At 40.8% G+C, this 15,460-nt stretch carries 11 protein-coding genes; 1 reads left to right on the forward strand and 10 read right to left on the reverse strand.

Going from position 1 to position 15,460, the window contains the following annotated elements:
- Positions 1–29: 29 nt before the first annotated feature.
- From F0361_RS02940 to ruvB, 6 genes are all read right to left on the reverse strand, one after another.
- A complete protein-coding gene (locus tag F0361_RS02940; protein ID WP_138258767.1) occupies positions 30–1,349 on the reverse strand; it encodes an MFS transporter in 1,320 nt (439 codons plus the stop codon).
- A 172-nt stretch (positions 1,350–1,521) separates the two neighbouring features.
- Entirely contained in the window at positions 1,522–2,448 is a 927-nt protein-coding gene (gene queG / locus F0361_RS02945; RefSeq protein WP_154918477.1) for a tRNA epoxyqueuosine(34) reductase QueG, read from the reverse strand.
- A 38-nt stretch (positions 2,449–2,486) separates the two neighbouring features.
- Positions 2,487–3,068, reverse strand: a complete 582-nt coding sequence (locus F0361_RS02950; RefSeq protein ID WP_138258769.1) for a c-type cytochrome — start codon at positions 3,066–3,068, stop codon at positions 2,487–2,489.
- A 35-nt stretch (positions 3,069–3,103) separates the two neighbouring features.
- Positions 3,104–3,670 (reverse strand): hypothetical protein, encoded by a 567-nt coding sequence (locus F0361_RS02955; RefSeq protein WP_154917157.1) that lies wholly within the window; start codon positions 3,668–3,670, stop codon positions 3,104–3,106.
- 155 nt (positions 3,671–3,825) lie between these two features.
- Positions 3,826–6,609, reverse strand: a complete 2,784-nt coding sequence (locus F0361_RS02960; RefSeq protein WP_161598194.1) for a hybrid sensor histidine kinase/response regulator transcription factor — start codon at positions 6,607–6,609, stop codon at positions 3,826–3,828.
- Positions 6,610–6,738: 129 nt separating this feature from the next.
- A complete protein-coding gene (ruvB, locus tag F0361_RS02965) occupies positions 6,739–7,761 on the reverse strand; it encodes a Holliday junction branch migration DNA helicase RuvB (protein ID WP_154917159.1) in 1,023 nt (340 codons plus the stop codon).
- Positions 7,762–7,856: 95 nt separating this feature from the next.
- Here ruvB and F0361_RS02970 point away from each other — a divergent pair, with 95 nt between their 5' ends.
- Positions 7,857–10,121, forward strand: coding sequence for an acyl-CoA dehydrogenase family protein (locus tag F0361_RS02970; RefSeq protein ID WP_154917160.1), 2,265 nt, complete (start codon positions 7,857–7,859; stop codon positions 10,119–10,121).
- Here the strand turns inward: F0361_RS02970 and F0361_RS02975 are convergent.
- The 4 genes from F0361_RS02975 to F0361_RS02990 all read right to left on the reverse strand — a co-directional run bounded on the left by F0361_RS02975 (position 10,118) and on the right by F0361_RS02990 (position 15,451).
- The gene (locus tag F0361_RS02975; protein WP_154917161.1) at positions 10,118–10,945 is read right to left on the reverse strand and encodes a GIN domain-containing protein; all 828 of its coding nucleotides are present in this window, start codon (positions 10,943–10,945) and stop codon (positions 10,118–10,120) included. The genes F0361_RS02970 and F0361_RS02975 overlap by 4 nt on opposite strands.
- A gap of 224 nt (positions 10,946–11,169) precedes the next feature.
- The gene (locus F0361_RS02980; protein WP_138258775.1) at positions 11,170–12,999 is read right to left on the reverse strand and encodes a cytochrome c oxidase subunit I; all 1,830 of its coding nucleotides are present in this window, start codon (positions 12,997–12,999) and stop codon (positions 11,170–11,172) included.
- A 39-nt stretch (positions 13,000–13,038) separates the two neighbouring features.
- Positions 13,039–14,100 (reverse strand): cytochrome c oxidase subunit II, encoded by a 1,062-nt coding sequence (locus F0361_RS02985; protein ID WP_138258776.1) that lies wholly within the window; start codon positions 14,098–14,100, stop codon positions 13,039–13,041.
- A gap of 31 nt (positions 14,101–14,131) precedes the next feature.
- Positions 14,132–15,451, reverse strand: a complete 1,320-nt coding sequence (locus tag F0361_RS02990) for a quinol:cytochrome C oxidoreductase (RefSeq protein WP_154918478.1) — start codon at positions 15,449–15,451, stop codon at positions 14,132–14,134.
- Positions 15,452–15,460: the final 9 nt, after the last annotated feature.

The raw sequence follows: 15,460 nt of genomic DNA on the forward strand, positions 1-15,460 counted from the left end.
TATTATAGATTAATAAATGAATCCCTAATTTATAAATCGACAAGGGTTTTTGCTTTCCCTACATTCAATCGCATAGCCAAGAAAGCTGCAATGATAAAAAAGGTACCTGCGAAAAGCATTGCGTTAATTGCCTCACCTCCCAATAGGTATTTATAAATTGGACCGAAAGTGAGCGTTTCTATACCCATAGGGATAACAATCATCATGTTTAAAATCCCCATATAGACTCCCCTTCTTTCCTGAGGCACTACCTTAGAAACCATTGTATAAGGTATGCCCATCATGGCCGCCCATCCAATTCCGAACAATACCATGGGCGCCAATACCAGTAACGGGTCATTAATAAACGGAATGGAAAACAGGGCAATGGCGGTTCCGACCAAACTATAGGCATATACCTTTTTGCCTCCAAATCTTAAAGTCAAGGGCACCAATCCCAGAGCTACCACCATGGTTACTATGTTGTAGGTAAGGCTCATTTGTGCCGACTGCGAAGCAGCTTCCGAAGTGGAATACCCCATAGTGCTTTTGAACAAGGGGGTAATATATTGCCAGTAAACAAATAAAGCATACCATTGGAACAGATAAACCGCCCCGAGTTTCCATAGGAAAACGGGCATGTTTTTTACCGCATCCTTTATTTCGGCAAAAGGTGTAGCAATACGGGCTGCCAAAGGTTTCTTCTTGGCGGAGTTTATCTCCTCCAGTTCTTCGTCCGATGGCGGTATTTCCGGAGTTTTCAATACCGACCATAAAATGGTGGTAATCGAAAGGATACCTCCAATGTAAAAGGAATAATACAGCCAAGTAGGAATGGAACCCGCTACTTCTACCGATTCATCCCCGAACAAATATTGAAAAAGAACGATGGACCCGTTCGCCAATAAAATACCTGCACCTACAAATAAACTTTGCATCTGATATCCAAGGCTGAACTGCTTTTCTGGAAGCTTGTCCCCTACAAAAGCCCTATAGGGCTCCATGGCCATGTTATTTCCCACATCCAAAATCCAAAGAAGGCCTACAGCAAACCAAAGAACCGGACTTGAAGGAAACATGAACAAACATATACTTCCAATGAGTGCGCCTATCAAAAAGTAAGGCTTTCGTCTTCCCCATCTTGGAGACCAGGTCTTATCTGACATGGCGCCAATTATTGGCTGAACCACCAATCCTGTTACCGGTCCTGCGATGTTCAATATCGGCAACATTTCTTCTGGCGCCCCCAAGTAGAGAAAGATGGGATTGATAGCGGTTTGTTGAAGGCCAAAACTGTATTGAATGCCTAAAAATCCCACATTCATATTAAATATCTGCCAGAAGCTAAGACTTGGTTTGGTTAGTTGCATACAATCTGATATTTGATTTTATAGAAAGTAATTACGGGATTGACAAAATACAACAATCCCTTTTTTTGAATCCTCATAAAAAGTCGTCTAGCAATATAGTATAATTAACGAAAAGTAAATATAAATAGAAGGATAATTAGAAATCAAAACCCAGCTATAACGTTGTAGTGGTTTAGGACTCTTTTTGTAGAAATTCAATGTTCCTTTTCAATCCAGAAAATTTGGTCCTTTTCACAGCCGATTTTTTGAACACTTTTTTAAAAACGTCTTCCGTTATCTCCTCCCAGTCCTTTTTGGTCATGGACAACAACTCCGGATGCGGATTGAACAAAGGTTCCTTATGTGGTTTTGAAAACCGATTCCATGGACATACATCCTGACAAACATCGCAGCCAAAAATCCAATCGTCCATTTTAGCTTGGAACTCGGTCGGAATTTCATTTTTGAGTTCTATCGTAAGGTAGGAAATACATTTACTGCCGTCCACGACATAGGGTTCTATAATAGCTTGGGTGGGACAGGCATCGATACAGGCCGTACAGGTCCCGCAATGATCCGTAACAGGTGTGTCGTAATCCAATTCCAAATCGATAATAAGCTCTGCTATAAAATAAAAGGAACCGACCTTTTTCGTCAATAGGTTGCTGTTCTTCCCAATCCATCCCAAACCACTTTTTGCTGCCCACGCTTTGTCCAAAACCGGTGCTGAATCAACAAAGGCACGCCCTTTCACCTCACCGATTTCTTCGGATATAAAATCATGCAATTGCCTTAGTTTGCCTTTGATCACATGATGATAATCCTCACCATATGCATATTTGGAAACCTTAAAGGTGTCTTTTTCTTGAGTTTCTTGTGGAAAGTAATTCAACAACAAGGATATCACTGACTTGGCCCCGTCCACCAGCAAGCGAGGGTCCAGTCGTTTATCGAAATGGTTTGCCATGTACCCCATTTCCCCGTGCATGTTTTTTTTCAACCAGCGCTCCAGTCTTGGGGCTTCCTGTTCAAGAAACTCTGCCCTGGATATACCACAAGACAAAAAACCGAGGCGCTTGGCTTCGGTTTTTATTCGCTGTGACAATATACTTCGGTTCATATTCCGAAGGTACATTAATTTTAATTTAAAATAGTTAATCAGGAAGTAGGCGGTATGTAGACCGGCACAACATTTTCAATAGGTTTTAAAGATTTTAGATAGGCAAAAATCGCCTCGACATCCTCATCATTCATACTTCTGTAGGCCTCTACGGGCATTGGAGGCATAATTGGTCTAGAACCATCCAGTCCCTTATATTTTCCCTCTTTAATTGCCTTCTTGAATTGGTCTAATGTCCAGCTTCCTATACCTGTTTCATGAGGCGTAAGGTTACCGGCATAGCTGGTTCCCCAAGGTCCAACCGCAGCCGTTAAATCCCCTGCAAACAAAGCCCAAGGGCCTAAAGGAACATTTTCAGGGATTGGCGGTAAAGCTCCGGAACTGTCAAATCCCATCATGTAACGGTCCATGTCCGGCACAGGACCCATTTCAGTCATTTTCTTGGGCGTATGGCAATCTGCGCAGCCAATTATACTTACCAAATACTCACCTCGCTCTTCTAAATTCACCGTTTTAACGTTTGCTTCCTCTATTACTGCGACCTTCTTTTCCTTAGGCCGGTTGCACGAGGCCAATATCAATACCGAAAAGGTCATGATCGCGATTAATTTATTTTTCATCTTCTTTCTTTTTTGGTTGTTAAATCCGTATAGGCCTAATTATCGGAAGGGTCACTAAAAGGCACATTAGGGTTAAATTCTGCAAATACTCCATTGGGGTTCTCTTCAACGATCCAGGCGTGAAGTGTCCATGAACCTCCCGCCACATTGGGATTGTCATCCCAGTGATCCGCGTCTCCCACAAAACCTTCTGGAGGTGTAGGAGAAATAGCCTTTGGAACCGCGTACTCGACACCTACCAATTTTAGCTGACCTTGTTCATTGGGCACGTACAGGAGAATTTCTGGTTTTTCCATATCAAATTCACCATCGATAAGTCCTACATTGATATAATGGAAGCCCATGTTGGGAACATATATAGATGGATTAAATGGATAAGGATCGGCATAGCCTGCCTTTTTCGCCTGTTCAAAGCTGTGATAGCGCATGGTTGCTCTATTAACTTTTTTCAATTGGGATTCCAATGTTTCCTTCTTTGCTTTTAGGGATACCAATTCAAGCTCGTTTTCTGTAGTAGTAGTCTCCTCTTTTGAACAGGAAGTAACTACTATGAGTAATAATAGACTTCCTAAACTTGCAATTGTGCCTTTTAATGTTTTCATAACGATACGATTTAAATGAAATATTATATGTCCTTTGGGGAACAGTATCGCTAAGGTCAAAAGAAGCTACATATGTGTTTGACAAAAATGTCGCATATCTTAACAGATTTGTCTCACCTAAATAAAAACATTGATTATCAATAACTTAAAAGACTCTAATTTCTAATGACGGCCACTTCGCTTGGAGAGATTCCAAACTTTTCCTTAAAGCTCTTGGCAAAATATGAGAGATTGGAAAAACCAACACTATAAGCAACTTCAGAAACATTACCAGTACAATTCTGTAAAAGTTTAAATGCGCTATTCAAACGAATTTCGGATATAAGCTGATTGGCAGATTTATTTGTTAACGCCTTTAATTTGCGATGTAATTGGGCACGACTAAAACCCACAGAGCTGGCAAGTAGCTCTACGGAAAAAGAACAATCTTCCAGGTGTTCGTTGATGACCTTAAAAACCTTTTTAAGAAATTCATCCTCCATTGAATTTAAGGAAAGGTCGTCCACCAGGAGACCATCTAACTCCTTCACCTTTATCCAAAGCTTTTCTCTTAAACCTATTAGATTTTTGATTCGTACCAAAAGCTCATCGGAAGCGAAAGGTTTGGTTAAATAGGCATCGGCACCCTGATAAAGTCCTTGCATCTTATTGTCCTGGCCGGCCTTGGCAGTCAGTAATATAATGGGGATATGACTCGTCTTGCTATTCGTCTTTAACGTGTCACATAAGGCAAATCCGTCCTTTTTGGGCATCATAACGTCACTAATGATAATATCCGGTATTTCAGTCGTAGCAATCCTCTCTCCTTCCTCCCCATCCTTAGCAAGTAAAATTTCATATTGTTCCTCTAAAATGCAGCCCACATAACTTCTTAAATCTTCATTATCTTCTACGATCAATGCAATTGGCAAATCCCTTTTGGACCTATTACTTCCTTTTTCACTAAGCGTGGTAAATGTTTCAAAATACCCTTCTTCAGTATCTGTTGGTGCTTGGGCCTCAACTATCATGGCTGATTTGGGGAGACCTTCCAAAGTAATGGGTATTTTTAAGTAAAATGCGGTGCCTTTCCCTAAGGAGCTTTCTACCTTTATTTCTCCCTGATGCAATTCGACCAACTCCTTTGTCAATGCAAGCCCGATTCCAGAACCATTACGTTCAGAGCCTTCCACTCTATAAAACCGATCAAAAACATTGCCAATATCTTCTTTTGAGATTCCATTACCAGTATCTGAAACAGAAAAGTCAAGATTGCCGTTATTAAAATCAACATTGACGGTAACCTTTCCCCCTTGGCTGGTATACTTGAATGCATTGGATAACAGATTGTTGACTATTTTCTCCAACCTATCAGCATCGAAATAGGCAATTTCCGAATCTGAGCTGAACGTTACCTCATAGAAAATACCGGCACGTTCCGAGGTGCTTTCAAATGAATAGACCATCAATTTTAAAAATGGTATAATATCATTTTTAGTTAGGGAAAGTATTGTCTTTCCACTCTCCAATTTGGAAAGTTCCAATAGTTCATCGACCAAGGATTGCAAACGGGAAGAATTTCTTTGCACAATATTAAATTCCGTTTCACTTAAGGTCACGCCTTGTATCTCATTGTCCTTTTGCACTCTTTTGGCATTTTCCAGGGGCCCCTGAATCAAAGTTAGCGGCGTTCTGAACTCATGACTAATATTGGTAAAAAATCGAGTCTTTAGCTCATCTAAATCCTTCATACGAAGAATCTCAGAACGCGATTTTTCCGCTACCACTCTTTCATTTTCATTTCGTTTGGCTATAGTTTGACGCCTATACGCAATACCGAAGGAATATATAATAATTTGTAGAAAAATACCCGTGGCATAAGGGTCAAGTCTAAATGGGGGATTCATCAAGTCCATTGACCAAAGTGTTCCTATTACGAGAGCAATACTGGCGACAATAGAACCAATTCCAAAATATCTGGCGAATGCATCATTCTTAAGCGCAATAACAATTGACACTATCAAGCTAGCAACGGCATAAACATTTAGAAAAACATAATGAAAACCTACCCCGGTGAAGGATGTTTGGGGTTCTAATAATAGAACGTAAACAGTTGTTAAAAGTATCTCCACCAAGATGAACAATGCTAGGCCTAGCATCACTCTGTCCAATATTGGAAATTTGATTTTGGAATCTATAAACGCCCTACCAAAAAACCAAAATGAATAAAAAATTCCATTTGCTATTAGTAACCATGTTATGTAGCGAAACTTAGCCAAACCACCAATGATAAACCCTACGGTCATAGCCTGGGTTAGGGTACAAAAAACCAACCAAATACAGAACCAAAGAAAAATAGGTTCCCTCAAATAGATGTACTGCAAAAAATGATAAAGCAATATAATGAACGTAACACCAAATAAAAAAATATTGAAACTACTGTGGTACTGGTTAAACTGATGGTAATAGGGTTGATCAGGGCTTCTAGCAGTCAAATTGAAATAGGCCGGATATCCCATAGCATTGCCTTTAACCTTGATTATCACTTCTACAACCTTATTGACGGGCAGTGAATCTAAGGTAATCGCATTCATAATCCAATTACCCTTATATGTCTTTTCTTTCTTTGGATATTCGACTCCCGTTTTTTGATGGAATATAAATTCCTTGTCTACATACCCATAGACGTCAACGGTTCCATTACTTTTAGTCCATGCCGGTGGACCGATCATTTTATCTTCAAAATGCAAGGTCCAGCCAATTAATGGTTCTTTTGTTTTTAAGTTGAGTTTTCCCCAATAGGTGGTTCCAACCTCTAGATATCGGGGCAATTCATCTCCTTGGAGAAAAGAGAGGGTGGTATCGGCAACAATCTTTTTGGGTGTAAAAACATCATTGATATCCGGATACACCTTTAGAACGTGATCGAGGGAATGGACCGGATATAATGTGTCCAGCACATAGACGTTTTCTTGTGAAAAGATTAATCCTGAATTGATAAGGCAAAGAAAAAGGGTATACTGAAAGAAACGCATCTATTGCAAACCGACTAATTAGGTTTGTAACAAGATAAAAAGAAAAACGAAACTTCAGAATAAACCAGGCTGTATACCCCCTTTTATCCTTCCCAAGTGCTTGTAGGCCAACTCGGTCACCTCCCGACCCCTAGGCGTGCGCATTATAAAACCTTGTTGGATTAAAAAAGGTTCGTAGACCTCTTCAATGGTTTCTGCACTTTCCGATACGGCCGTGGCCAACGTGGTTATTCCTACCGGGCCTCCCTTAAATTTATCAATGATGGTGGTCAATATTTTATTGTCCATCTCGTCCAAACCATGGGCATCTACATTTAAGGCCTTTAGACCGAATTTGGAAATTTCGATGTCTATTTTACCGTTGCCCTTTATCTGTGCAAAATCTCGAACCCTCCTCAATAAGGCATTACAGATTCTAGGGGTTCCCCTACTTCTTCCCGCTATTTCTAAGGCCGCCTCATTGGTGATCGGAACTTTTAAAATATCCGCACTTCTTTGAACAATGGTAGAAAGCAATTCCGTATCATAGTACTGTAGCCGACTTTGAATACCGAACCTTGCCCTCATGGGAGCGGTCAAGAGTCCCGATCGGGTCGTTGCGCCAATCAAGGTAAACGGGTTCAGGTTTATCTGGACCGAACGGGCATTGGGACCCGTTTCTATCATGATATCGATTTTGTAATCCTCCATCGCGGAATAGAGATACTCCTCCACAATGGGACTCAACCGATGGATTTCATCAATAAAAAGTACGTCCCGTTCATCCAAATTGGTCAAGAGTCCCGCTAAATCCCCAGGCTTGTCCAACACGGGACCGGAGGTTATCTTAATACCTACGCCCAATTCATTGGCCAATATATTTGCAAGTGTAGTTTTTCCCAATCCCGGAGGACCATGAAACAACGTATGGTCCAAAGCTTCCCCCCTTCGATTGGCCGCCTCCACAAAAACCTTTAAGTTTTCCAAGACCTGCTCCTGACCCGTAAAGTCATCAAAACTTACGGGGCGCAAAGCCCTCTCTATATCTAGTTCGGCATCGGAAAAACCGTTTTTGGACGGGTCTAGGTATTCATTCATACACCAACAAAGATAGGGAAACACTCGTTATTTTTTTTGAACCACTGTTTTCTTTATTCCATAGAATTTCAGGGAGAAATTTGTATTTTCAAAAAATGGAAAAGAAAATTTACACCCCGGGAATCCTTCAATACATTCCCTTTTTTTATGTTGTTTGGTCCGATGACCTCGTATCCGCTTCCGAGGTCAATGTTGTGGAAAGAGCCATCGAAAAGGATACGAGCCTATCGGATATGGAAAAGGTCCTTTTAAACTCTTGGTTACAGGTTAAAAACCCTCCTAAGAATGAGGAATTCAAAAATTGGAAACAGACCATCTCCAATTCGGGCATCAAATTACTGGAAGGGGAAACCTATCCATTGACAACCTTCAGTCAAAAAGTAGTCTGTCATTATCACGAAACCTGCCCCTTTAACGAGCATCTAAAAAATATTGAAGTCAACTTGGGCATCCAGCCCAATCACTACAATCATTTGTTTGAGGTGGAAGTTGAACACATCGCCAGTGCCAATACGTATGTAGCCGAAGAACTTTCTGTCATCCTTAAGGGTAAACATGCCCATGTCATTGACCGGTTTCAAGAATTCATTCAACATTCCCTCTTCGATTGGGACGTTCATCGACAAAAAGAAGATTTTAGGGAGGTAGTTCTGGAGCAAGTTAAGTTTTTGGCAGAAAACGGATATGGCGCCATGGCGTATCCTAGTGCATACGGAGGTACGGGCGACATGGAAGGGTATGCAACTATTTTTGAAAACCTAATGTACGTGGATGGTAGTTTGACTATAAAATTTGGGGTTCAATTCGGACTTTTTGGAGGAAGTATCCAAAAACTGGGCACAAAATATCATCACGACACGTATCTAACCGATGCCGGAAAGGCAACCCTCTTGGGATGTTTTGCAATGACGGAAACGGGACATGGCTCCAATGTTAGGGGCATCAAAACCACGGCAACCTATAGAAAGGAAGATGACAGCCTAATTATTCACACTCCTGGTGAGAACGACAACAAAGAATACATAGGCAACGCTCTGCATTCCAAGATTGCCTCTGTTTTTGCACAACTCATTGTTGATGGCAAAAATGAAGGGGTACATGCCATTCTTGTCCCACTAAGAAATGAAAAGCATGAACTGCTCCCGGGAATCCGGATAGAGGACAACGGTTATAAGTTGGGTTTGAACGGGGTAGACAATGGAAAGATATGGTTCAACCAAGTGAAAGTGCCCAGAAAAAATTTGCTCAACAAGTACGGTAGCATTACAGACGATGGTGCCTATTATTCGGAAATCGATAATCCAAACAAACGCTTTTTTACCATGTTGGGAACATTGGTGGGAGGTCGTATCTGTGTGGCCCGCGCCGGTCTGGGCGGGGCCAAAATGGCATTGACGATCGCCGTTAAACATGCCTTAAAGAGAAGGCAGTTCAATGACAGCATCAAAATACAGGAAGACCTGTTGATGGACTATCCTACCCATCAATTACGTTTGACTCCCTTGGTTGCCAGTGCCTATGTTTATCATGCCACCTTAGATAAAATGATGGAGATTTATTGCGATGAGAGTCAGCCGGACAAACGGAAGGTGGAAACCCAAGTAGCCGGACTCAAATCCATTATTACCTGGTATGCCAACAGTACCATCCAGGAGTGTAGGGAGGCCTGTGGTGGCAAAGGATACCTTTTGGAAAACCGTATTGCCGACCTCAAAGGCGATGTGGACATCTTTACCACTTTTGAAGGGGACAACAACGTGCTCTTGCAACTGGCGGCCAAGGGAGTCCTCTCAGATTTTAAATCGGAATTCAACAGTGCAGGGTTCTCTTCCGTTTTAAAATTGTTGAGCCAGCAATTATCGGATAAATTTGCCACGGTAAATCCCATTTACTCCAATAACGTGGATACAGAACATTTATACAACCCCAAATTCCACAAGCACGCCTTTGATTATAGAACCCGGAGATTGACGTATACCTTGGCGATGCGCATTAGGGATTACATTAAAAAAGGAGTACCGTCCTATCAAGCATTTCTTAAGGTCCAGACGCATTTATTGGCATTGGGTAAAGCCTATAGCATTGAATTGGCTTATAATACCTACTTGCAATTCACAGAGAACATCCAAGATGAAAAACATAGGGCCCTATTTCAAAAACTGGGTACCTTATTCGCTCTTTACGAAATAAGAAAGGATGCCTCTTGGTACTTGGAACAAGGTTACATTGGCGGCACAAAATCAAAGGCCATAAGGCAACGTGTGGAACGCCTGTGTACGGAACTTAGGCCACATATACATGTACTTGTGGACGGTTTTGGCATTCCGGACAATTGTTTGACGGCACCTATTGCCAATTAATTATTTTCCTTATCGAGTTGTGAAGTATCTAGAAAATCTAAAATGGTAATCTTGGGATTCCCGGACAGACTTGTTTTGGAGGAACCTCTAGATGACAATTGAAAATCCTCCAAAACATTCACTCGGGCATCCGGGGAGTCTTCCAGAATCACGATAGCCTGTTTCGCCTCCAATTGCTCTCCTTTAAGGGTGCTTTTTCCGTATAATTTGACCATGAAAAGATCCGTGGCACCCTCCAACTTTGCCGATGCATTTTCATACATGAACAGATTATTGGTAGACCCTGCAGAATATACTCTGACATCAATACGGTCCTTGAGGTTCAAAACAAGGGAATCACTGGCCACATTAAAATCGCCAGAACTAATACCCTCCATATGTATATTGATAATATCGGCCGTGGCATTAAGTTCCAAACGGGATGTCTCCCTTGTTAGGACGTCCAAGCGATCGCCCGAGATAACATCCTCCATACTTATTTCACCGTTGTTCATGGTAATTTTATTCAGTTCTGTGTAATTAACGGTTATATCAAGCTTTCTTTTTGAAGTGATATTATAAAACGAAGAAATGAACAAGGTACTATCCTCCACTTTGAACTTTAAGACATCGATCAAATTATCATCCAGTTCCAAGGAATAACCCTCATTGGAGGACTTTTTCAAGTATACTTTCAAATCATCGTCCAGTTGTATTGCATTAAAAGCAGGAAGGCTTTCCCTAACCTCAACCACATTCCTGTTTCCCTTTATTTTTGGTTTCCTTTGACAATAGGCCTGAATCCCAAATACCAGGGCAAAAACTATAAACAATAACTTTTTCATTTGTTTTTCTTTTATTTACCTTTTAAACATCCGACGAAATTCGCCTATAAACATCTCAGTAAATATTAAGCATGGTTTAGGTTCATTTCATAATACTAGAATACTTAAAACTAAGCACTTTGCTACATAAAGATATTATAAATTAACAAGTAGCAAACCCAAAACGTTTAAAGCAAAAAAAATGCCTAACCGAAAAGTTAGGCATTCAATTAAGTTATTTCTTGTTAATGCTGCAACTCTTCCTCCCCGTCAAATAAAGGAACATGTTGCTGTACATAATCCTGACCTGGAATGATGTACTCGTTATTTTCATCTACTTTACTATAATCATAGGCCCATCTGTGTACTTCTGGGATAGCTCCTGGCCAGTTTCCATGAATATGCTCTGTTGGAGTAGTCCACTCCAATGTAGTTGCAGACCAAGGATTTTGAGGACCACGCTTTCCGTAAAAAATGCTTCTAATGAAATTGAAAACAAAGAACAACTGGGCAGCGGCGGTGATAAGGGCAAAAACCGTCATCAAGGCCTGAACATCGGTCAATTCATCGAACATTGGAAATGCCGTATTCTCATAATATCTTCTTGGAACACCGGCCATACCTACAAAGTGCATCGGGAAGAAAATTCCGTAAGAACCGATTGCAGTAATCCAGAAATGTGCAAAGCCCAAATTTTTATTCATCATCCTACCTTGGAACATTTTTGGGAACCAATGATAGACACCAGCAAAAAGGCCATATAATGCCGAGATTCCCATTACCAAGTGGAAATGCGCCACAACGAAATAAGTATCGTGCACATTGATATCCAACGTACTATCCCCAAGGATTATACCAGTTAGTCCACCCGTTATAAATGTTGAAACCATACCAATGGAAAACAACATACCCGGGTTCATTTGCAGGTTACCCTTCCATAAGGTGGTTATCCAGTTAAAGGCTTTCACAGCGGAGGGAATTGCAATTAACAAGGTTGTAAAGGTAAAAACAGAACCCAAGAACGGGTTCATACCCGAAATAAACATATGGTGTCCCCAAACAATGGTAGAAAGAAAGGCAATTGCCAAAATAGACGCAATCATTGCCCTATAACCAAAAATTGGTTTTCTAGCGTTTACAGCCATCACTTCCGAAACGATACCCATGGCAGGTAATATTACAATATATACCTCCGGATGGCCCAAAAACCAGAATAAATGTTCAAATAATACCGGAGAACCCCCTTGGTAATGTAATACCTCACCTTGAATGAAGATATCCGACAAAAAGAATGATGTCCCAAAACTTCTATCCATAATGAGCAATAATGCAGCGGATAACAATACCGGGAACGAGATTACACCGATTATTGCGGTAACAAAGAATGCCCAAATGGTTAATGGCAACCTGGTCATGGTCATTCCTTTGGTACGCAAATTTAGAACGGTAACAATATAATTCAAGGAACCCAATAGCGAAGAGGCAATGAATATGGCCATAGAAACTAACCATAGGGTCATACCCATCCCAGAACCGGGTTGCGCCATTGGAAGTGCGCTCAATGGAGGATAGATAGTCCAACCAGCAGCCGCTGGTCCAGCTTCCACAAACAATGAAAGTACCATGATAACTGTAGAAACGAAGAACAACCAGTACGATACCATGTTCAAAAAGCCAGAAGCCATATCCCTAGCCCCAATTTGAAGCGGAATCAATAAATTACTGAATGTACCACTAAGACCAGCGGTTAATACAAAAAACACCATTATTGTTCCGTGCATGGTGACCAAGGCCAAATATATGTCGGCATCCATAACCCCTCCAGGTGCCCATTTCCCAAGTAATGTCTCGAAGAAGACATTGGATTCACCTGGCCAGGCCAATTGCATCCTAAACAAAAGGGACATCGCTATGCCAATAAAGCCCATAATAAGTACCCCAGTAATAAAATACTGTTTGGCAATCATTTTATGGTCCTGACTGAATATGTATTTCGTTATGAATGTTTCCTTATGATGATGTCCATGATCATCATGTGCGTGATCATCTACGTGTGCATGTGCTGTTGCTGACATAATCGAACTTTTTCTTTTATATTATAGACAATTTTTTTCTTATTGGGCACTGGCCGTCATGGTATTTTTAAACGTTTGCTGGCTTGCCATCCATGCGTTGTACTCCTCTTCTGTTTCAACAATGATCTTCATCTGCATGTTGTAATGCGACTTACCACAAATTTTGTTACATAGTAAAACATAGTCGAATTCCCAAGGATCTATTACCTCCCCAGTTTCTACAGATTTTTGAGCCCTAATCTGATTTGTACGCTTTACCTTTTCAATAACATCAGGGTTTTGCCTCATTTCTTCAGTAGTATACGTAGGTGTAAACGAAAACTCTGTAATCATTCCTGGAACACAATTCATTTGTGCCCTAAAGTGCGGCATGTAAGCCGAATGAAGTACATCTTGTGATCTCATTTTGAAATTCACTTTTCTACCTACCGGCAGATGCAGTTCCTTAACAATAACATCATCCCCTGCATATGGGTCCGATTCATCCAAACCTAGAACATTCGCCTTATCAATATCAATCATTCGAACATTGGCACTTCCGAGGGTGTTATCATCGCCAGCATACCTTGCTGTCCAGTTAAACTGTTGTGCATAAAGTTCTACGACCAGTGGGTCGTCCTCATCATTTACATCCGTAATATTTGTCCAAGTGTAAAGACCGTATAGAATCAAACCAGCGAGTACGATTACGGGAATAATAGTCCAGATAAACTCCAAACGGTTATTATCTGCATAGAACAAAGCCCTTTTTCCCTTCTCTCCTCGATATTTAAAAGCAAAATAATGCAAAAGCGCCTGCGTAATTATCTGAACGATAAAGATAATTACCATGGATATCAACATCAATGTGTCATAATCCGACCCATGTTCCGAAGCGGCCTCTGGCAAAAGTACCTTACCATACTTTGCAAAGCTAAAAATGGTAATGCCATAAATAAAGACCAGAAAAGCGAACATAAGATATCCGTTGTTCTTGTTATCCTTGTCATTGGCAACCTCTGAATTATCTGTTCTAAGCTGTGACAACTCAAATATCTTGGTCATTTGCCAAATGGCAATTGCCACGAGAACTAAAACAGCTAAAGTCAATAATGTAGTCATTGTATGTATTGATATTATACTTTAAAACTCACTAATAATGAAAGTGTCTACTTTCTTCAATAAATGGATTCCGCTTTGGTTGTAAGGGTACGGTTGAAAGCGCCCTGAACACCCAGAAAATGAACAATCCAGCAAAAAACAATATAGCCCCAATTTCTGGAATACCAATAAACCACTGATCTCCCACAGTAGACGGCATGATGGCATTAAAGATGTCCATATAGTGTCCGGCCAAAATAACGATACCCGCCATAACAACGAACCAATTGATACGTTTATAATCACTATTCATTAAAAGTAATAATGGGAATAAGAAATTCATTGCTACCATACCAAAGAAAGGCAATTTATAATCCTCGATTCTTGTTACATAATACGTGACTTCCTCTGGAATGTTGGAATACCATATTAGCATGAACTGGGAAAACCAAAGATACGTCCAGAAAATACTGATACCGAACATAAATTTAGCCAAATCGTGAATATGACTATCGTTTACATCGGGTAAGTATCCTTTGGATTTTAAGTAGATAGTAACCATGGCTATTACGGTAATACCCGAGACGAACATACTTGCAAAGATGTACCAACCGAACAAGGTACTGAACCAATGTGGTTCAACACTCATAATCCAATCCCAGGACATAATGGATTCCGAAATAAGGTAGAAAACCAAAAATGCAGCGGAAATCCTAAAATTCATTTTAAAGTTTGAGTTATCATTGGATTCATCCTGTTTCAAGGACAATTTTCTAGAATATTCCCTGTAGGCAATCCAACCACCTAAAAAGATAGCCGCCCTAATCAAAAAGAAGGTAGGATTCAAATAACCCGATTTCCCTTGTAACAATTCATCATGGGCAACCACATCTGCGTCCATCCAAATAAACAAGTGGTTCATGTGAAGTACGGACAGCACCAAAATTACGAATACGATAATACCGCCAGGAACCAAATAAGCCGTGATTCCCTCCATAACCCTAAAAAGCAAAGGGGACCAACCTGCCTGTGCCGCTCTTTGTATCGCATAAAAGGCCAACACGCCCAAGGCAATCATCATAAAGAAAAAGGCCGCTACGTACAAGGCCGCCCAAGGCCTATTTTTAAGCTGATCCAATAAATGCTCATCATGTGAGGCACTATGGTCACCTTCATGACTCGCTGCAGCAGCATGGGAATTTTCCGAGTCGTGCGAAGCAGCGGCTTCATGTCCATCATCGTGGGCGGCAACCATGGCCTTTGCTTCCTCAACGGTACCAGGAGCCATAACAAAACCACCAATAATTCCTAATAACCCTACGGCCATTAATATGATGGAACCTAATTTTAGTCTATTCGAAAACGTATACATAGTATTGTT

The sequence above is a fragment of the Maribacter flavus genome (genome assembly GCF_008386635.1).
In the GTDB taxonomy this organism is placed as follows: Bacteria; Bacteroidota; Bacteroidia; order Flavobacteriales; family Flavobacteriaceae; genus Maribacter; species Maribacter flavus.

Coding starts and splice junctions, on each gene's coding strand:
- F0361_RS02940 (WP_138258767.1), bottom strand. CDS start 1,349: ATGCAACTAACCAAACCAAGTCTTAGCTTCTGGCAGATATTTAATATG.
- queG (WP_154918477.1), bottom strand. CDS start 2,448: ATGAACCGAAGTATATTGTCACAGCGAATAAAAACCGAAGCCAAGCGC.
- F0361_RS02950 (WP_138258769.1), bottom strand. CDS start 3,068: ATGAAAAATAAATTAATCGCGATCATGACCTTTTCGGTATTGATATTG.
- F0361_RS02955 (WP_154917157.1), bottom strand. CDS start 3,670: ATGAAAACATTAAAAGGCACAATTGCAAGTTTAGGAAGTCTATTATTA.
- ruvB (WP_154917159.1), bottom strand. CDS start 7,761: ATGAATGAATACCTAGACCCGTCCAAAAACGGTTTTTCCGATGCCGAA.
- F0361_RS02970 (WP_154917160.1), top strand. CDS start 7,857: ATGGAAAAGAAAATTTACACCCCGGGAATCCTTCAATACATTCCCTTT.
- F0361_RS02975 (WP_154917161.1), bottom strand. CDS start 10,945: ATGAAAAAGTTATTGTTTATAGTTTTTGCCCTGGTATTTGGGATTCAG.
- F0361_RS02980 (WP_138258775.1), bottom strand. CDS start 12,999: ATGTCAGCAACAGCACATGCACACGTAGATGATCACGCACATGATGAT.
- F0361_RS02985 (WP_138258776.1), bottom strand. CDS start 14,100: ATGACTACATTATTGACTTTAGCTGTTTTAGTTCTCGTGGCAATTGCC.
- F0361_RS02990 (WP_154918478.1), bottom strand. CDS start 15,451: ATGTATACGTTTTCGAATAGACTAAAATTAGGTTCCATCATATTAATG.